Source organism: Echinicola shivajiensis, from assembly GCF_018642165.1.
Taxonomy (GTDB): domain Bacteria; phylum Bacteroidota; class Bacteroidia; order Cytophagales; family Cyclobacteriaceae; genus Echinicola; species Echinicola shivajiensis.
On record NZ_JAHHZM010000006.1, the window covers coordinates 185,195 to 205,718 of the forward strand.

Here is a 20,524-nt window from a genome sequence, read left to right on the forward strand (position 1 = left end):
TCAGCATATTATGAAATTGAATATAAAATCTTTGACTTTATGGAGCCTGGTAATATTAGCATTTGGTTGTGCGGATTTGGATCTAAATCCGCTATCAGAGGGCTCAAGTGAAAATTGGTTCAGCAATGATGAGGAAGTGAATATGGCACTTAATGACCTCTACCGCTCTTATTTATGGCACCAGGATGATGACTCTTGGACAGATGATTGGACCAGTAGGGAAGCATTGACGACCATTACCAATGGAACTATTAATAGTGAATGGTCCACGTCCAAATCCCTTTGGGCAAATTCTTATAAGGGAATTACAAGAGCCAATACCATTTTGTCCAATATGGATAAAGCGGCTGAAGTAATACCTGAGGTAAAGGTTAAGCAATATACTGCTGAAGCAAGGTTTGTAAGAGCGGTAATGTATTCTTTGTTGGTGAGCCATTATGGAGATGTGATCCTGTATACAGAGGTACCTGGTTTGGAAGAAGCCTTTCAGACAGTGCGAACTGACAAGACTACTGTTTTAAATCAAATCTATCAGGATTTTGATTATGCTATTGATAACCTACCTGTGGAATATGGTTCAGGGGATCTCAAAAGAGCTACAGTTGGAGCTGCCATGGCTTTTAAAGCTAGAATTGCTTTGTATATGAAGGATTGGGAGGTAGCCCGCGATGCAGCAAAGGCTTGTATGGATTTAGGAATATATAGTTTACATGCTGATTATGGTGATTATTTTAGACCTGAGGTCAAAAACTCTGTTGAAACCATCTTTGCTATTCCAAGGAATGTAGAACTAGGCTCTCAATTGGGCACCAATTACCCTGTCAAAGCTACAATTACCCGTAATTCTGGAGGATGGTCTGCCTATAATCCTAGCTGGGATTTGTTGTTTTCCTATTTATGTTCAGATGGACAGCCAATAGATGAGTCACCTTTGTTTGATCCAAGAAATCCTTTCGATAATAGGGATCCTAGATTGAATGAGACCATTGTACCTTTTGAAACGCAGCATCTTGGTTATATGTACCAACCCCATCCAGATTCGGTAGAAGTATATGATTTCAAAAATGCGAGGTATATTAAGAACAATGACAGCAGGACCAATACCCAATTTGCTTCATACAATGGATTGGTATGGAAAAAAGGAGTTACAGAAGATTGGGCCGATGATTTGAATACAGATCCCGATATTATTTTGATGAGATATGCAGAAATACTGTTGACCTATGCAGAGGCGAGCATCGAGTTAAATCTAATCGATCAAAGCGTATTGGATGCATTGAATATGGTAAGGGGGAGGGCTTACGGACAGGATTATTCCAACACCATGGCCTATCCTGCAATCACTATATCAGATCAGGAATCACTAAGACAAACTGTTCATATAGAAAGACGGATGGAGTTTGCATGGGAAGGTTTGCGATATATGGACATCATTCGTTGGGGAATAGCTGATAAGGTACTGAATAATGATATCTATGGCATGCTGGATCCCACTGAGTTGAGAGAAAAAGTGGTTCAGCCCGGTTTATGGTTTTTTCCTGAAACCCCTGAAATTGATGCAGACGGAATACCTGTTTTAGAACCTGTTTTCAATAAGGGACTTATAAAATTATTAGCAGATAGGACTTTTGATGCCAGTAAGCAATACCTATGGCCAGTTCCTGCTGAAGAGGTAATCACCAATGAAAATCTTACACAAAATCCCAACTATTAATCCCAAAGAGCTGCGGGAATCACCCGCAGCTCAACTTCAAATTCAATATCAATTTTCATGAAGACTTATAAGGCTTTAAGATTTGATTTGGTGTTGATAGGTCTCTTTGTGGCATTATCATGGCCGCTTGTCTCGTTAGCACAGGATCCTCGGCCCAATTTTATAGTGATCTTGACTGATGACCAACGAATGGATGCATTGGGCGCAAATGGGAATGACTATATCATGACACCAAGTTTGGATAAACTAGCAGGTCAATCTCTGGTTTTTAACCAAGCGAATGTGGTCTTTTCTCTTTGCAGTCCAAGTAGAGCCGCTTTACTTACAGGAAGGTATGGAAGCGCCAATGGTGTGTTGAAATTGGGTAGTGGTTTGAAGGAAAACGAAAAGAGCTTAGCCCAATATTTAAAAGATGAAGGCTATAATACTGGTTTTGCTGGAAAGTGGCATCTATCCCAAACTCCCCATGAATTGGGTTTTGATGAGGCGGTGTATTTTGAGGGGAATGGTGCCTATTATAATCGAGAGATATTTGAGGCCAATAAAGTTTCTAGACCTGCCCAACATTGTGATGAGTATTGTGTGGATTGGTCTATTGATTATTTGGAAAATATAGTATCCCAAGCATCTCCTTTTTTCCTCTTACACTGTACCCAATTGCCCCATATGAATGGAAAATTGGTGTGGAATGCCCAATTGAGCACATTATTAAAGTATGAGGATAAAAAGATTCCTGTCCCAGAATCAAGAGGGGAGGATTTGTCCAATAAACCACCTTACCTCAAGCAGGTCAGGAATTTGACCAAAGCAAAAGATTATGGTTATCCTGCCCTAGATGCTATTGAAAAGCATATTAAACAGTATTATGCTGTTATTACTGAGATGGACGATGCCTTGGGAAGACTAATCAAAAAAGTAGAAGACCTTGGATTGATGAATAACACTTATATCATCTTTATGAGTGATAACGGATGGATGCTAGGAGAGCATGGGTTTACCAGTAAGGTTTTGCCTTACCGGCCATCCACCACTATACCTTTCTTTATTAAAGGACCTGGTGTTACAAGTTTTTCAAGAGAGGAATTGGTTCTTAATATTGATATAGCGCCAACTGTTTTGGATTTGGCAGGAGTGGAAATTCCTAGGGATATGCATGGTGAAAGTTTGAAAGAGCTTTTGAAGCCAGGGAATAATGATTGGCGCAAGGAATTTGTCTATGAAGGCCTAGGGGGATATGGAGGAGCTGATCAGAATTTGACAGTCTTTGACGGAAGATACAGGTATATACAAACTTTTTCAGATTCAAGTCTTAGTGAGTTAGTGTTTGAGGAACTGTATGATAACCTACTTGATCCAGATGAGATGATTAATATGGTTAAGGGTAATGATCAAAAAAATAGAATAGAGGATTTCAAAAAAGTGATTCAAAATCACAAAAAAGAAATTTTAAAGCAATAAATTCTCAATTATAAAAATATGGAAACGACCAATTTAATTAAAAAATTTTGGCTTTCAGGAAAGGAAGGTCAGAAGGCTAAAAATATCTTTAAACCCCAAAAAATAGTCAAGAGAAAAAATATATCACAGGATAATCAAATTAATTTTATTGCTTACCCGATGGACGTGACAAAGAATATTAAAGGCTTTTTTGATTACCCTAAAATTCGGAAATCACTTTTAGCAGTATTATTATCCTCAAGCATTTTATTTGGTTGCAATGAAGCCAATACACAGCAAAGAAATGAAATGAGGCAAATCTCTGGGGTTTATCCTCATTTGGCTTATTATAATAACGAAGGAGAGTGTGGTACAGGGGCGGTGGTTCCATGGGCCGGTGGACTTTGGGTGATCACTTATGGACCTCATAAGCCTTATGGTTCTTCTGATAAACTATATGAGGTGACCCCTGGATTGGAGCAGATTGTACATAAGGAAAGTATAGGTGGTACACCCGCCAACAGGATGATCCATGAAGAAAGTAATCAGCTGTTTATTGGTCCTTATGCGATAGATGATAAAGGAAAAATAAGGGTGATATCATATGATAAAATGCCAGGTAGGCATACTGGTAATGCCCGACACCTTACAGATCCAGAACATAAAATCTATTATGGAACCATGGAAGAAGGGTTTTATGAGGTGGATGTAGAGAGCTTGGAGGTGAATGAATTATATGTGGATGGTAACCAAGTAAGAAGAAAGGGAGAGGAGCCGCAATTTAGCCCTTTGCTTCCAGGAGCGCATGGAAAGGGACTGTATTCTGGTCAAGGAGTAATGGTATTTTCTAATAATGGCGAAGATGTGCCAGAAGCCAAAAGACAATTTGATATTGAAGCTGGGGCTTTGGCAGAGTGGGATGGAAAGGACTGGAAATTGGTACGAAGAAACCAGTTTGTCGAAATTACCGGTCCAGGTGGGATTCATGGAAATGCCAATCCCGAAACAGATCCTATTTGGGCTACGGGCTGGGATCATAAGTCTGTTTTACTCGGCGTGAGGGATAATAAGAAAGGTTGGGAGTTTTTTAGACTTCCCAAAGCTTCACATTCTTACGATGGGGCGCATGGTTGGAATACAGAATGGCCAAGAATTAGGGATATAGGAACTCAAAATGATCCTGATTATTTGATGACCATGCATGGTTTGTTTTGGGATTTCCCTCAAAGTTTCAGCGTGGGAAACACCAAAGGGATCAGACCTAGATCAGCTTATTTGAAGGTAATCGGAGATTATACTAGATGGAATGACCAACTGGTGTTTGGTTGTGATGATTCTGCTCAAAAAGAGTTTTTGAACAAAAGAAAGGTAAAGGGAAGCATTGAAGGTCCTGGGCAGTCTAATTCCAATCTTTGGTTTATCAGTATGGATAAGCCAGATCAGCTGGGACCAAATACCGCTGAGGGATCACTTTATATCAACGAAAGCATTAAAGCTGGAGAAGCATCAGATCCATTTTTATTTGCAGGTTGGAATCAACGTATAGCATGGATTGATAATAATGGGTCTTCTTCTGTCAATCTTACTTTCCAAGTTGATGAAAGGGGTAATGGGGAATGGAAAGATCTAAAAGAAGTGGAAGTACCAGCTAATAGCTCAGTAGATGTTTCATTTGAAAAAGAGGAAAAGGGAGAGTGGATTAGGGTAATAGCTGATCAAACTACCAAAGGAACTATCTTTTTTACCTATACAGATGACACACGATTCAACAGGTCTGATAAAGGAATGTTTGAGGGGTTGGCCGGTATTGGGGAGGTAAGTTATAAAGCCGGACTACTTTATGGTTTAGGAGATGATAGGAGGAGTTTGGGGATTTTGGCTGGAAAGGTTGAACAAGGGAAATTCCAAAAAACTGCTTATTATGAATTGAACGGAGATATGAACTTGGAGAAAAAGGACGACCCCAAAACATCGGACTTTATTGAAAATAAATTTGCCATTCCTAAAGAGGTGGTAAGCGTTGAAGAAAGTTCTGTCTTGGTCATCGATGACTTGGGTAGAAGATGGAGATTTCCTTTGGGAGATGCCCAGTTCGAAGACCTTATCAATAGTGGTATTCAGCGGATTGCTAGAGAAGTAGCTACCGAGAGGGATTTAATGAATTTACATGGAACATTCTATGAGCTTCCTGCGGAGAACGCAGACGGTTTTGCAAAGGTAAGGCCCATATCTTCCCATAATTTGGCAGTGTATGATTATGCCTCTTATAGGGGATTATTGGTAATGTCTGGGATTGATCCTAAAATGGGGAATTCAGAACATGTGATTGTTTCTGAAGACGGAAATGCTGCAGTATGGGCAGGCGTTATTGATGATTTGTGGGAGCTGGGCAAGCCAGTTGGTCATGGAGGGCCTTGGAAAGATCATGAGGTTAAAGCTAATGAAATCTCCGATCCTTATTTGATAGGTTTTTATGATGAGAAATCTATGACTTTGTCTCATGATGCAGATCATCCTGTTAACTTTACCGTGGAAGTGGAGCCTATCGGACATGGTCCTTGGATGGAGTATAAAACTTTTGAAGTGAAGCCAGGAGAGAAATTGGAATATGAATTTCCTGATAATTTCCAGGCCCGGTGGATCCGCTTTACTGTTGACCAGAATTGCAAGGCCACAAGCTGGTTAGATTACAAATAAACAATTGACCCAAAATAGATAATGATGAAGCATTATTTTTTTTCAGTAGTCTTCTTTTTGTTGGCCATATCCAGTGGATATGGCCAACAAAAAGGCATTTTAATAGAAGCCGAAAGTTTTGATAAGCTGGGAGGTTGGCTGGTAGATCCACAATTTGTAGAGCAAATGGGGTCTCCTTATTTGTTAGCTCATGGTATGGGGGATCCAGTTGCCAATGCCTCTACGAGCTTTAAAATCAAAGATAAAGGCGAATACCATATTTGGGTGAGAACAAAAAATTGGGTTCCAGGAGACTGGGAAGCACCAGGAAGGTTTCAATTGGCTATAAATGGCGAATTATTTTCAAGTGAATTAGGAATCCAAGCAGGTTGGGGCTGGGAATATGCTGGAATGGCTAATATAAGCAAAAAGACTGTTGACTTGGAGTTAATTGATTTGACAGGCTTTGACGGGAGATGTGATGCCATTTATTTTTCTAAATCAAAGAATGATGTTCCTCCTAGGAGCAGCAAATCATTGGCTGAATGGAGGAAAAGTGTAATAGGTGAGAGTGACCAGCCGCCAGTAGTGGAAGAATATGATTTGGTTGTCGTTGGAGGGGGAATTGCTGGTTGTGCAGCAGCCATTGCCGCTGCAGAGCAAGGATTAGAAGTAGCATTGATACACGACAGGCCTGTGTTGGGCGGAAATGCAAGTAGCGAAATCCGTGTGCATACTTTGGGGATTTATGGAAATTTTGAAAGGATCCTAAGAATGCTGGATACGGAGCACTATCCAAATGGATCTCCAGAGGCCTATAAAGATGAACACAAGCGCCAACAAAACATATCAAAATATAAAAACATTGCTTTATACACCAACTGGAGGGCTTATGATGCTTTGACCGAAGGTAATACCATTACAGCGGTAGATGCAAGGCATACTTCAGAGGGAAAAAGAATTCGGTTCAAATCTCCTCGTTTTGTTGATTCTACAGGAGATGGTTGGATAGGTTTTTGGGCTGGTGCTGAATTTTCCTATGGCCGAGAAGCTGTGGATCAATATGGAGAAGCTTATGAGGAATGGGGGGAATTATGGTCGCCGAATGAAGCTGATGGATTTGTAATGGGCTCTTCAGTTCTTTGGAGGACTTATCAAGGAGATAAGCCATATAGTTTCCCTAATGTTCCATGGGCCGAAGAAATAGCCAACGGGCATGAAGCTCAAGCAGGGACATGGAAATGGGAGCTTTCACGTTTGGATTTTCATCAGATAGAAGATGCGGAAGAAATCAGGGACCATATGCTAAAAGCTATATATGGATCATTTGCCAATCAAAAGAAACTTCCAGAAATGGAGAACCTCAAATTTGAATGGATTTCCTATTTGGTTGGGAAAAGGGAATCCAGAAGGTTGGTGGGAGACTATATTTTTACTTTCAAAGATGTAACAGAGCAGAGGAAATTTCCAGATGCTGTGGTGATGGAAGAAAGGGAAGTGGATGTGCATTACCAACAGAACCTAAAGGATGCTTCCAAACCTGATTTTCTGTCAGAGGCTATATTTTACAGAACACCAATGTATTATATCCCCTATAGAAGCCTTTATTCCAAAAATATCAATAACCTATTTATGGCAGGACGTAATTTCAGTTGTTCTCATATAGGCCTGGGGGGGCCAAGGGTGATGAGGACTACTGGACAAATGGGCGCTGCAGTTGGATTTGCTGCTGCTATTTGTGCCAAATACCAATGTGATCCTAGGTCAGTTTATAAAGATCATTTGAAGGAATATTTAGAATTAATAGAAAAGCAAAAGTGAAGTTCTATTTAAGGAAATTAATGATTTTTACTTTCCCCTTTTTGCTCATACTAGGCTTTGAGGGGAAAGATCTTTTTAAACCTCTTTTCATGGAATTGCCTTTGAAGAGCCAAGAAAACTATAACAGTATTTCTATAGGGGCTTATTCAGAAGAGGATTATATAGAACCCTTGAATATAGAACTGTACAGTCATATGGGCCAGCCAGTTTTTTACAGTTCTGAATTTCCAACTACTGTTTGTGAGGATAAAATATGTGAGATTCTATATATAAAGCTGTTTTGGGATCTAACAGGAAATTATATTGGCTATGATACCCTTTCCGGCCATCCTTTGACCAAGTTTGACCATGAACCATTTAAAGCAGAAGATTATGTTAAACTACATGAACTACTTCTAAATGAAGGTACTATTCTAAAGTTTAAAAGGAAAGATGAGCTTATTGATAAGAAGATGCTGAAACCTTCGGATGTAATTGATGGAACTACAGGTGCCACTGCATTGGAGATAAAGGAAGAAGTGGTCATGGGAGCGCTTTACACTTCTTATACGCTTTGGCATATAGCTCATAAAGGTGAAATAGAAAACCTACTCAATAAACAAACAAAAGAATTTTTTACTCCTCAATTGGCCAAAGAGTTTATGCAATCCGAAATCGATGATTACCGTATTTTCGCTGTAGAACAAATGAGTACTGAGGAGCTTAGCGAGGACAAATCATTTTTGTTGGAGAGTTTGGAGAATGGAAATCCATTATTGAGAAAAAGTATACTTAGGAAAATTCCTAACAATCTTTTGGAAGACAAACCCTTTCAGTTGAATGTCTGTGAATTGTTTGGCCGCATGGATATTAATACCAAATCTTATCTTCTAAATAGCCTGAAGCAAGCTAATTTGGTTCATTCGGAAAGTATGGGACTATTACTCAAAAATGTCTCGGGTATGTCCAAGAACCAGCTCTCTGAATTTTTGGAAATTATTAGTTCTAAAAAACTGTTGAATGATTCACTTAAGGTCAAACTTTTAGAATTAGCTGAATCGGATTATAGGTATGCTTATGTCATTTTAGACGCTGGGCTATTGGATTGACAGGAATTCAAGGCTACGGAATAGTCCTTTATAAATAGAGATAAATGGCAACTTTTGTTTTATTACTTGTTGAAGATTGTTTAAAAGTAGGTTTATATTAGGTTACTCCAATTTATGATTTGTTGCTTAATACTGTAAATTTGGATGAGAAAATATTTCAATCAATAGGTGTTGCTAATTATATAGCATACCATATTCATATATAAAAGCGGATAATTACATATGAAAGATAAAAAGGTCATAAAAGATATCTTTGTAGAAGGAGCGATAAACCCCGATAAAATTGCCAAATCCATTGCCAATCATAGTACCAAAACTGGAATTGGAGGGCATTCAATCTTTTTAGGTCAAATTAGGGATGATGTAAAGCCAGAAGGGAAGGTTATAGCAATAGAATATACTGCTTACCGGGATATGGCCTTGGAAAAAGCTAGAGAAATAAGGGAAGATATATTTGCAAAGTATGAGCTTAGCTGCATGCATATTTATCATAGTTTGGGGAATGTAAAAGTGGGGGAAATCTGTCTTTTTGTATTTACTTCTTCAGCCCATCGAAAAGCTGCAATTGAAGCCTGCAATGAATTGGTAGAAAGGATTAAAGCCGAATTGCCAATATGGGGAAAAGAGATTTTGGACAATGATGCTGAAGTCTGGAAAGTCAATAGATAATGGTTGTGTACGAGCTAGTTCAGTCTTGTATTAATTTATTTGATTTAAGAGTTAAATGACTATTTATAAATTGTTTATAGTTTTTTTCTTGCTTTGGATATTAGATGGTTTTTTGTTCTCTTGATTTATCTATTATATAAATGATAAAAGAAAAGTCCTTGAAATTCTAATAGGAAATTCAAGGACTTATTTATTGGAGATTAACCTCTCGGCAAAATGTTCTGCATAAATGGTTGGTCATAGAAACGCTTACCTGTAGCTTTATATAGGGCATTGGCCACTGCGGCAAAAGTAGGAGGGAATAAGGGTTCCCCTAGGCCTGTTGGAGCAATATCATTTTTTACAAAATGCACATCGATATGCTTTGGTGCTTCTCTTTGCCTGATCATTTTATAGGTGTCAAAATTGCTTTTTTCTGGTACGCCATTTTTGAAGAACTGTTCTCCAAATAGTGCATTGCCAATACCATCTACAATTCCTCCTTCTCCCATATTCGCTGCGGCATCTGGATTGACAACGATGCCACAATCCACAGCTGCAATCACATTAGTGATATAGGGTTCATTATTCCTCATTTCCAAATCCATAACTTCAGCCACATAGGTATTATGACAGAAATAGGCGGCTACACCTCTTTTTGCATCTTTTTTCTGAGGATCCCAATTGGACTTTTCCTTAACCAATTTCAAAACCCCTGCATAACGATTGGCTTCATAATCGTTGTTTTCTCCGACTGGATTTTTTTCTGCCCTTTCCAGTAATTCCAGACGGAAATCAATGGGGTCTTTGTCCATGGCTTCCGCCAGCTCATCCAAAAATGACTGTTCTGCACTGGCCATAAAATTAGATCTGGGAGCCCTGAAAGCACCAATGGTAATATTGGAAGGAATTTCCCAACCCTCAGCAAGATAATTGTCAATGGCTCCTGCAGGGAAGCGGTTGGGGTGTATCGGTGTTTCCGGTATGCCTCCTGCCTTTACATGAAAAGCCACTAGATTATTGTTTTTATCCAATGCGGCCCTATAAGTGGCAGAGTAAGTTGGGCGATAAATTCCATAGGTCATGTCATCTTCCCTAGTATACACCATTTTTACTGGTCTCTTAAGCTCTTGGGAAATTACCGCAGCTTCCACTAAGTGGTGACCATATGCCCGTTGCCCAAAGCCTCCGCCCATTCTGGCCAAATTGATTTGTATGTTTTCCTTGGCCAAGCCTAACCTTGCTGCTAAGGTGTTACGGATTAATTCTGGGGCTTGGATAGGAGCGTAGAGAATGGCTTTGTCGGGCCTTACATCTGCAAAACAGTTGACAGGTTCCATACAGTTATGTGCTAGAAATGGAGCCGTATAAGTCCTTTCTATAATTTTTGCTGCATGCTTAAAAGCGCTTTCAGGATCACCATCTTTTCTAAGGATATTTCCTGCTTTTTTGCTTTGTTCAGCCATCATGCCCCTATGGTTCATTGAGCTTTCCAATCCTGCAGGAATCGTGACTGACTGTTGGTTTCCTCCCCAACCTTGAACAGTGACCTCTTGCTCCTTGGCCTTCTCCCATTCTACTTTAATGGCCTTTTTGGCATTAAGCACTTCCCAGGTGGTTTTACCTGCGATCACTACCAATTCTGTAAAGGTGGTAGTATCAAAAGCATTTCTGATATAATCGTCTTTAAGGGTTTTGATGGAGAAAATTTTATTTATGCCTGGTAAGTTTTTGGTCTCACTATCATCAACAGACTTTACCTTCATCCCAAAAGCTGGAGGATGAACAATCATGGCAATCAACATTCCTTCTTGATCATGGTCCAAGGTAAAAAGTGGTTTTCCAGTTACGATATCCAAACCATCCACATTCTTTTTGGAATGGCCAATAATTTTAAAATCTGAAATCTCTTTTAAGGCTACTTCTTCCGGAACTTCAAGAGTGGCTGCCAGTGAAGCCATTTCACCATAGCTTGCTTTCTTACCTGAGGATTCATGGTGGATCATCCCTGCGGAGGTGGTAATTTCATTAGCTGGTAATTTCCAGGTTTGGGCGGCTGCATTGATCAACATTGCTCTTGCTGTTGCGCCTGCCGTCCTGAGTGGTGTCCACCCTAGTCTTATTCCCTGACTTCCTCCTGTGAATTGACGGTCATATCTTTCGGGATAAAAATCAGCTTGTTCTACGATCACATTATTCCAATCCACATCCAGTTCATCAGCCAGAATCATAGGCATGGATGTTTTTACATTGGAACCAAATTCCGGATTGGCAGACACCAAGGTCACGACACCATTTTCTCCGATTTTTATATAGTTGTTCAGTTCAAACCATTCTTTGGGCATTTGAAGGATTTCCTCTCTGTCTGTTGGTTTACATCCTGCCAGCCAACTAAAACTAAGTGCCATCCCACCTCCAGCTAAGGCCGATACTTTTATAAATGATCTTCTGTTTATATTGGTTTTTATAAATGTCATGGTCTTGGGGGATTAGGATTGAGAGGCTGTTTTAATAGCTGCTTTAATTCGAAGGTAAGTTCCGCAACGGCAAAGGTTGCCATTCATTGCAGTTTCTATATCCTCTTCTGATGGGGAAGGGTTTTTCTGTAATAGCGCCGCAGCAGCCATGATTTGGCCAGCCTGACAGTAGCCGCATTGGGGGATATCATGTTCAAGCCATGCTTTTTGCACCGGATGATCTCCTTTTTCTGATAAACCTTCGATAGTGGTGATTTCTTCCTCCCCAATTGTTGATACTGGGATTTGGCAGGACCTAATGGCATTGCCTCCAAGGTGTACAGTACAGGCTCCACATTGAGCTATTCCACATCCGTATTTTGTGCCCACGAGCTTCAAATGATCTCTTAATACCCATAATAACGGGGTGTTTGGATCTATGTCAAGCTCTTGTGATTTTCCGTTGATTTTTAGTTTTACTATTGCCATGGTCAAATACTTGAGGTTTGTTGGTTAGTATAAAAATAAAACTATTAATGGTTATTATTCAATAAGTTACAAAATTCATATTGGTTTGCCAGAAAACTAATAGCTAAGTTTTAAACCCGCGTTAGCATTCTAAGACGATCCTACTTTTGTCAATTGAATTTTTATTTGATAATCGATGAAATTTTCATTCAGACATTGATTTTAAGGAAATCTTAAGAATTCCCTAAGAGAGGCTTTAGGTAAGATTGATATTTTTGATTTGTACAAAAGTTATTTTCCGGATGCTTCAGAAGCTTATTCAATATAGCTTAAACCATAAGCTAATAATTATACTTTTCACTCTTGGAATTATCGGATTTGGAATTTATTCCTTGTCACATATTCCCTTGGGAGCTGTTCCTGATATCACGAATAATCAGGTGCAAATCATCACTACTTCAAAAAATCTGGCCACTGAAGATGTGGAGAAATTTTTGACTTATCCAGTAGAACTGGAAATGGCCAATCTCCCCAATGTGAAGGAGATAAGGTCCATTTCTAAATTTGGTCTTTCGGTGGTGACAGTGGTATTTGATGATAAGGCTGGTACCTACCTTCCTCGACAGTTGATTGCTGAAAAACTTAAAAGTGCTGAGGAGAAAATACCAAATGGATTTGGTGTTCCTTTTATGGGGCCCATTTCAACCGGATTGGGGGAAATTTATCAATATATAATTGATGTAGAGCCTGAATATAAGGATCAGTACTCTATTACAGACTTGCGCACCATTCAAGACTGGATTATCAAACGCCAACTTTCAGGTATTCCAGGAGTCGTGGAAGTTAATACTTGGGGCGGTTATTTAAAGCAATATGAAGTGGCCGTGGATCCTTCCAAACTAAGGGCCATGAAAATCCCTTTGAGTCAGGTCTATACTGTACTGGAAAAGAATAATAGCATTGCAGGCGGCTCCTATATAGAAAAGTCCGAGGAAAGTTATTTCGTGCGAGGTGAAGGACTTGTGGGCTCTTTGGAAGATATAGAAAATATGGTGGTGGAAACCAGAAACGGCGTGCCCATTTATATTAGTGATATAGCTAAGGTACAATATGGACATGCCAACAGATTTGGAGCCATAACTGGAAATGGGGAAGGGGAAAAAGTCCTTGGACAGGTAATGATGCTTAAGGGGGCTGATTCACAAGCTGTGATCAATGCAGTAAACCAGAGGGTGGCAGAAATATCTTCTTCATTGCCTCCCGGGATAGTAATAAATCCGTTTTTGGAGCGCAGCGAACTGATTGATAAGACCACATTTACTATCGCTGAAAACCTATTATTAGGCTGTTTGATCGTAATATTTGTGGTGGTGTTGCTGCTAGGAAATCTCCGTTCTGGTCTGGTGGTTGCCTCCATAATTCCATTATGTTTGCTTTTTGCCCTCTCCTTAATGTACCTGACCGGGGTGGATGCCAACCTGATGAGTTTGGGGGCCATAGATTTTGGGATTATCATCGATGGGGCAGTGATTATTGTTGAGTTTATCGCCTATCAGATTACTTCACAAAGTAGGAAGTTAAGCCAGCTAAGTGGAAATGAAAGACAGCTACGCATAGATGAGATAACATATCACGGTGCCCATAAAATGATGCATTCGGCAGTATTTGGGCAACTCATCATCATTATAGTTTTTATTCCCATTCTATCTTTGGTCAATGTAGAAGGTAAGATGTTCAGGCCTATGGCTTTGGTGTTTTGTTATGCACTGATTGGGGCCATGGTGCTTTGTTTTACCTATGTCCCGGTAATGGCTTCATTGTTTATAAAACCTGAAATTTCAGATAAGCCGGGTTTTTCGCAAAAGTTGATCAATTGGGTCTATAGCCTTTACAGGCCCGTGGTATTATTGTCATTAAGAAATAAGTCCATCGTGCTGGGGGCTTCAGGGCTTTTATTAGTGCTTAGTATATTTATTTTTAGTCGAATGGGAGGAGAGTTTGTGCCTACCTTGGATGAGGGGGATTTTGTGATTCAGCCAGTGCTTAAAACGGGGACTTCTTTGGAGAAAACCATAGAGACCACTACAAAGATGGAACAGATCCTATTGGAGTTTCCAGAGGTGGATCAGGTAGTGAGTAGGATTGGCGCGGCAGAGGTGCCCACGGATCCCATGAGCATGGAGGAAAGTGATGTAATCATTAAGCTGATTCCTAAAAAGGAATGGGAAAGCGCGGAGACCAAAGATGAGCTTGCGGAGGCTTTTAAGTCCAAATTATCCATCATTCCAGGAATTGACTTTGAATTCACCCAGCCTATAGAAATGCGCTTTAATGAACTGATAACAGGGGTGAGGGCAGATTTGGCCATTAAGATTTTTGGGGAAGATTTGGATATTCTCTATAGGAAAGCCCTTGAGGTGGAGCAAGCTATAAAAAGGGTAGAAGGGGCCTCGGATATCATCGTGGAGAAGACGGCGGGACTGCCACAAATGGTGGTGAAATACGATAGGGCTAAAATAGCCAAATATGGGCTTAATATTGCGGATTTAAATGACCTTATCAGTATGGGCTTTGCAGGTTTACCGGCAGGGATGGTTTTTGAGGGTGAAAAACAGTTTGATTTGGTATTGAGGTTCGATAAGGCAAAGCGCCAAAGTTTGGAAGATATTCGCACAGCTTCTGTTCAGTTGCCAAATGGTAGAAGCCTGCCTTTAAGTGAATTTGCAGATATTGATTATACCACCGGTCCTGCCAAGATTTCCAGGGATAATACCAAAAGGAGGATAGTAATAGGGGTCAATGTACGTAACAGGGACTTGGAGTCTGTAGTTGATGATGTGCAAAAAATCATTGGAGAGAAGATTAGTCTGCCAAGTGGCTATACCATTACTTATGGTGGCCAGTTTGAAAATTTAAGGACAGCTAGAGAAAGGTTGATAATAGCGGTTCCCATAGCCCTAATTTTGATTTTCTTGATGTTATATTTTGCCTTTAAATCGGTGAAGGAAGCTTTGATTATTTACAGTGCCATTCCTTTATCAGCGGTGGGGGGAATTCTACTATTGTATTTCAGAGACTTGCCTTTTAGTATTTCTGCTGGTGTGGGCTTTATTGCACTTTTCGGTATTGCTGTATTGAATGGTATTGTTTTGATCGAGGAATTTAAAGAGTTGCGTGCTAGTGGCGTAAAGAACGTTCATAAGGCAGTAATGATAGGCACGAGAAAACGACTCAGACCTGTATTATTGACTGCCTCTGCTGCAGCTCTAGGTTTTCTACCTATGGCAGTTTCCCAATCAGCGGGTGCTGAGGTCCAAAGACCTTTGGCTACCGTTGTGGTAGGAGGGCTAATTTCCGCCACCCTTTTGACTCTGCTGGTGGTTCCAGTGCTTTACACCATATTTGCCGAGAAGAAGCTCCAACTGAAACTTTCCAAAAAGATGATGACAGGAGCAATAGTATTAATTGGCACCTTTGGTTTTCATGATTCTTTATTTGCTCAGGATAAGTCCATTGATCTGGAAGAGGCTTTGCAGATTGCCCTAGATAATAATAGGCAGTTGAATGCATCAAAATATAAGGTAGAAAGGCAGGAAAGCCTAATAGGGAGTTCTTGGAATATTGACAAAACAAATGTCTATTACCATCAAGATCAAAATAATATTGCTGAAAATGGTGAGCCTATAAATGTTTGGGGAATAGAGCAGAGTCTTCAGTTTCCTTCAGTTTATGGTGCACAAAACAGGTATCAAAAGAACCAGGTGGACTTAATGGAAAACAAGTATCTGCTGGATGAATTTAGGATCAAGCAGGAGGTCTCCAAGGCTTATTATACTGCTGTATACTATTCCCAAGTAAAAGAAAATTATGAATACTTGGACAGCCTATACCGCCAATTTGCCTTTGCTGCCCAAAGAAAATTTGAGCTTGGGGAAAGTAATCTCTTGGAGAAACTAACTTCCCAAAGTAAATCCAAGGAAATAGAAGTTTTGCGGGAGCAAAGTCAAAACAATCTCAATCAAGCGCTTATTAAGTTCAACAGTTGGCTGCAAACAGATACACTTTTTTTAGTTAAGGCAGATAGTATGCCTATTCTAATGGATGAAGGACTGATGGATAACCACCCAGGTATCAATTATTATCAACATCTTAATGAGGTGGCTGATGCTAAGCTAAGTGTGGAGAAGCAAAAATTATTGCCCGACTTACAGGTTTCCTATTTCCAAGGGACCAACAAATTTCCTGAGGCAAGGATATATAGGGGATTTCAGGCTGGAATAGCGATTCCGCTCTGGTTTGGTGCACAGAAGTCCAATATACAAGCTGCCAAAGCGAGCCAAGCAATTGCAGTAGCACAAGGGGAAAACTATCAGGTACATCTTCAGGCCAAATATGAAAGCTTGAACCAAGACCTTGAAAAGTACAGCAAAGCCATAGACTATTATTTGGGTGTGGGGAAGGGATTAGCAGTGGGTTTGGTTCACAATGCCCAATTGGCCTATAAGAATGGAGAAATAGATTTTCTGCAATACATACAGCTTTTGGAAAATGCCAAGGGCATAGAGTTAACATATTTGGAAAACCTCTGGCAATATAATTTGACCATTTTGGAGGCAAAATACTTATTGGATTAGATGATGAAAATTAAAATGAAATATAGCTTCTTTTTTTATACCGCTCTTTTAGGCTGTTTGCTGGTTTATGCCTGTGACAGCAAAGATCAGGAGGTTATGGACAGCAATAAAGAGGAAATGGCTTCCCAGGGGAATATCATTCGGCTCAGTTCCGAACAGTATTCCTCAGGTAGTTTTGAAACAGGAGAAATGGAGCAGGTCGATTTTCATGAAGCGGTCAATGTAAATGGGATGCTCGATGTGCCGCCAGAGAACAAGGTAGCGATTAGTGCTTATTTTGGCGGATATATTAAAGAACTGAGCTTACTTCCAGGCCAGAAAGTAAATAAGGGGCAGGTATTATTGGTGCTGGAAAATCCGGATTACCTTGAAATACAACAGGATTTTTTAGAAGCGAAAGGTCAAATTAAATATTTGGAAGCGGATTATAAACGCCAGGCAGAATTGTCAAAGGAAAATGTTAGTTCTGAAAAGAAATACCTAAAGGCGGAAGCAGATTATAAGGTGATGAAGGCGAGGTATGAGTCCCTGCAGAAAAAGCTGCTGTTAATGGGGATTAATACCAGTACTCTGGATGAAGAAAATATTTCATCCCGCATCACACTAAGGGCCCCAATTTCTGGATATATCGCTGAGATTACCGCCGAAAAGGGCATGTTTTTAAATCCTTCTGATATAGCATTTACCATCACCAATACAGACCATATCCATTTGGAATTAAATGTATTTGAAAAGGATGTCTTGAAAGTAAAAGTAGGACAAAAAGTGGTTTTTAGTCTACAGGATAATCCAGCTGAAAAATATAATGGAGAAGTGCATTTGGTAGGCAGGACTATAGGTGAAGGCGATAGAAGTATCAGGGTCCATGTTCATATAGAGGGAGAAGATGAATTGGAGAATTTGGTTCCGGGGATGTTTGCTGAAGCAAAAATTTTGTTGGACAGTTCTCAAAGCCCTGCTTTACCAGAGACAGGTGTGGTTAAGGTAGATCAAGATTATTACGTACTTCTTAAAAACGGCAATGATCCCAATGAACATTCCTTTATGAAAAAACTGGTGAAAGTGGGTGAACGGGACGGTAATTATGTCGAGATAATAAATGCCAATGATTTTAACACTGGTTCTCAGTTTTTGACGAAAGGAGCTTATAACTTGATTAAGGAATAATGATAATAAATAATAAGCAAATGGAATTGGGTAAATAACAATTCAAAATACGAAAATTAAGATGAGGATGGGAGCTTATGTGACGTCGAGACCTATAAAATTTTCCTATGATTGAAGTCCATCCCTTTTGAATGTTATTTTCTAGAATATTTAATGCATGAACGTGAATTTACTGTCAAAATATGGGTCCTAAAAGTTTAGTATAGGTAAAAGCCTTATCGGCATGTTCATTAATTTACATATTTGGCAGTTCTTATTATAAAGTTTCGGTTTGGAGTATAATAGTTTAAATCAAAACACTGGTTTAATGGCAAATATTACTATTTTCAGCCTTTAGTTTACTGAAAACTGGTTTTTTGGTAAATAAAGCAAGGAATTCTATAGTAATAAGCACTAATGTATTTTCAATATTTATGAATAAAATTAAAAATATTTCTGCCCGATTTTCCATTCTAATTGGTTTTACGGGGCTTTTCTTAATGTTCTCTTTTGTATTGAGAATGATCTTGTTTCTATGGTCAGGTGATGAAGCGGATCATTCTATTTTAGCTATAATCAAAACCATATTTATTGGAATGTTTTATGATTTGGGAACAGTATCCTTTTTCCTATTATTCTATGCACTTTATCTGCTATTATTACCCGAAAAGCTGGTTGGCAGTATTTTGGATAAGGTAGTAACTTATATAGGCCTGTTGGTCAATCTTTTGATTATTTATTTTTCTTTTTTTGCAGAACTGACCTTTTGGGAGGAATTCCATACACGATTTAATTTTATAGCAGTGGATTATCTCATTTACACTTACGAGGTGATAGATAATATAAACGAGTCATACCCATTACCTTTGTTAATAAGTGGAATTTTTCTTTTGGTAGGTTTAACAATATTTGCCTTTAGTAAAGGCAATCTATTCCAGATAGCTTTTGGTGAAAAGGCATCTCTTTTAAATCGGGGAATAGTAGGTGTTTTTGTCTTGGCCTTTGCAGTGTTATTTTCCTTGTTTGTCAATAATCAGGATGCCGAGTGGTCTAGAAATCGCTATAATAATGAAATTTCCAAAGCAGGGATTTATTCTTTTTTTGCAGCTTTTAGGAACAATGAAATGGACTATGATACATTTTATGCTTCTGAATCTTTGGAATCTGCCAATGAAATTGTAAGAGAAAAACTGGGCAAATCAAAAGTGGAGTTTTTGGCTAAGGAAGGTGTATTGCGTAAAATTTTTAATGAATCTCAGAATGAAATTCGCCCTAATGTAATATTAATATGTGTGGAGAGTTTAAGTGCTAGTTTCATGGAATCTTTTGGGAATAAGGATGGACTTACTCCACATTTGGACAGTTTGGCAAGAGAGAGTATATTTTTCAAAAATTTATATGCTACAGGTACTAGGACAGTTCGGGGTATGGAAGCCATTAGTTTGTCTATTCCTCCCACACCTGGAAGGAGCATAGTAAAAAGGCCTAAAAATTCAGGATTGTTTACTATAAACAAGATCTTCCAAGATAAAGGCTATGATGCTTATTTCTATTATGGGGGCGATGGGTACTTTGATAATATGAATGCTTTTTTTAGTGGAAATGGGTTTAATATTATTGATAGAGGACGTGGATATATCCCGGAATATGAAATAAAGACTTCCAGGGAGTTGATTGCGGATGAGGAAATTCATTTTGAAAATGCTTGGGGAATAAGTGATGAAGATCTTTATGAACAAGTAATTAAGCATGCTGATAAGAGGACAGCAGAGGAAAAGCCATTTTTCAATTTTGTGATGACTACCTCCAATCACAGACCTTATACTTTTCCCGAAGGGAAAATTGATTTGTCTCAAGGTTCAAGATCCGCAGCGGTGAAATATACGGATTTTGCCATTCATAATTTCCTTCAAAAAGCTTCCAAGAAACCATGGTTTAAAAACACGGTATTTATAGTGATGGCCGATCATTGCGCCAGCAGCGCAGGGAAATGGGAATTGGATATTAAAAATTACCGTATTCCTGCCTTAGTGTATAACTTACCTGGTTATGATGCAATGGAAATTGATAAGCTTTGTTCACAAATAGATGTTTTTCCTACTTTGTTTGCTATGATGGGATGGGAATATAATAGTAATTTGTTTGGACAGAATGTATTGGATATTAGTTCTGATGAAGAAAGGGCCTTTGTAGGAAACTATAGAAAGCTTGGCCTTTTGAAAAAGGACAAATTAATGGTGTTGGATGACCAGAGGAACAGTAATTTTTATCATTGGGATGCCAATACTTTTGAAATGGAGTCATTACCTATGGATAAGGAATATCTGGATGAAACCATTGCATATTATCAATTGGCATCTTATCTATATAAGTATAATGGACTTAAAATAGATCATGAACAGAAGGAAGAATAAGACGAAGAAGAATAGTTTTATC

The 20,524-nt window shown here is 39.1% G+C and carries 11 protein-coding genes; 9 read left to right on the plus strand and 2 right to left on the minus strand.

Translation table 11 applies throughout. The annotated features are described in order from the left end of the window. Positions 1-10: 10 nt before the first annotated feature. From KMW37_RS12490 to KMW37_RS12515, 6 genes are all read left to right on the plus strand, one after another. A complete protein-coding gene (locus KMW37_RS12490; protein ID WP_215224966.1) occupies positions 11-1,714 on the plus strand; it encodes a RagB/SusD family nutrient uptake outer membrane protein in 1,704 nt (567 codons plus the stop codon). Between the two features lie 57 nt (positions 1,715-1,771). Further along, on the plus strand, positions 1,772-3,172 hold the full coding sequence (locus tag KMW37_RS12495; RefSeq protein ID WP_215224967.1) for a sulfatase-like hydrolase/transferase: 1,401 nt from the start codon (positions 1,772-1,774) through the stop codon (positions 3,170-3,172). Positions 3,173-3,337: 165 nt separating this feature from the next. Continuing rightward, positions 3,338-5,848, plus strand: a complete 2,511-nt coding sequence (locus KMW37_RS12500; RefSeq protein ID WP_394369620.1) for a hypothetical protein — start codon at positions 3,338-3,340, stop codon at positions 5,846-5,848. Between the two features lie 21 nt (positions 5,849-5,869). Further along, complete coding sequence (locus tag KMW37_RS12505; protein ID WP_215224968.1) at positions 5,870-7,648, plus strand: FAD-dependent oxidoreductase; 1,779 nt, start codon at positions 5,870-5,872, stop codon at positions 7,646-7,648. An 89-nt stretch (positions 7,649-7,737) separates the two neighbouring features. After that, complete coding sequence (locus KMW37_RS12510; protein WP_215224969.1) at positions 7,738-8,736, plus strand: hypothetical protein; 999 nt, start codon at positions 7,738-7,740, stop codon at positions 8,734-8,736. 222 nt (positions 8,737-8,958) lie between these two features. Then, positions 8,959-9,405, plus strand: coding sequence for a molybdenum cofactor biosynthesis protein MoaE (locus tag KMW37_RS12515; protein WP_215224970.1), 447 nt, complete (start codon positions 8,959-8,961; stop codon positions 9,403-9,405). 200 nt (positions 9,406-9,605) lie between these two features. Here the strand turns inward: KMW37_RS12515 and KMW37_RS12520 are convergent, their stop codons facing one another. Both KMW37_RS12520 and KMW37_RS12525 read right to left on the minus strand, forming a co-directional pair. After that, entirely contained in the window at positions 9,606-11,861 is a 2,256-nt protein-coding gene (locus KMW37_RS12520; RefSeq protein ID WP_215224971.1) for a xanthine dehydrogenase family protein molybdopterin-binding subunit, read from the minus strand. 12 nt (positions 11,862-11,873) lie between these two features. Continuing rightward, positions 11,874-12,329 (minus strand): (2Fe-2S)-binding protein, encoded by a 456-nt coding sequence (locus tag KMW37_RS12525; RefSeq protein ID WP_246581470.1) that lies wholly within the window; start codon positions 12,327-12,329, stop codon positions 11,874-11,876. Between the two features lie 281 nt (positions 12,330-12,610). Between KMW37_RS12525 and KMW37_RS12530 the strand changes: the two genes are divergently transcribed. From KMW37_RS12530 to KMW37_RS12540, 3 genes are all read left to right on the plus strand, one after another. Next, a complete protein-coding gene (locus KMW37_RS12530) occupies positions 12,611-16,942 on the plus strand; it encodes a CusA/CzcA family heavy metal efflux RND transporter (protein ID WP_215224972.1) in 4,332 nt (1,443 codons plus the stop codon). Further along, on the plus strand, positions 16,943-18,109 hold the full coding sequence (locus tag KMW37_RS12535; RefSeq protein ID WP_246581471.1) for an efflux RND transporter periplasmic adaptor subunit: 1,167 nt from the start codon (positions 16,943-16,945) through the stop codon (positions 18,107-18,109). 413 nt (positions 18,110-18,522) lie between these two features. Next, complete coding sequence (locus tag KMW37_RS12540) at positions 18,523-20,502, plus strand: LTA synthase family protein (RefSeq protein ID WP_215224973.1); 1,980 nt, start codon at positions 18,523-18,525, stop codon at positions 20,500-20,502. Positions 20,503-20,524 lie beyond the last annotated feature (22 nt).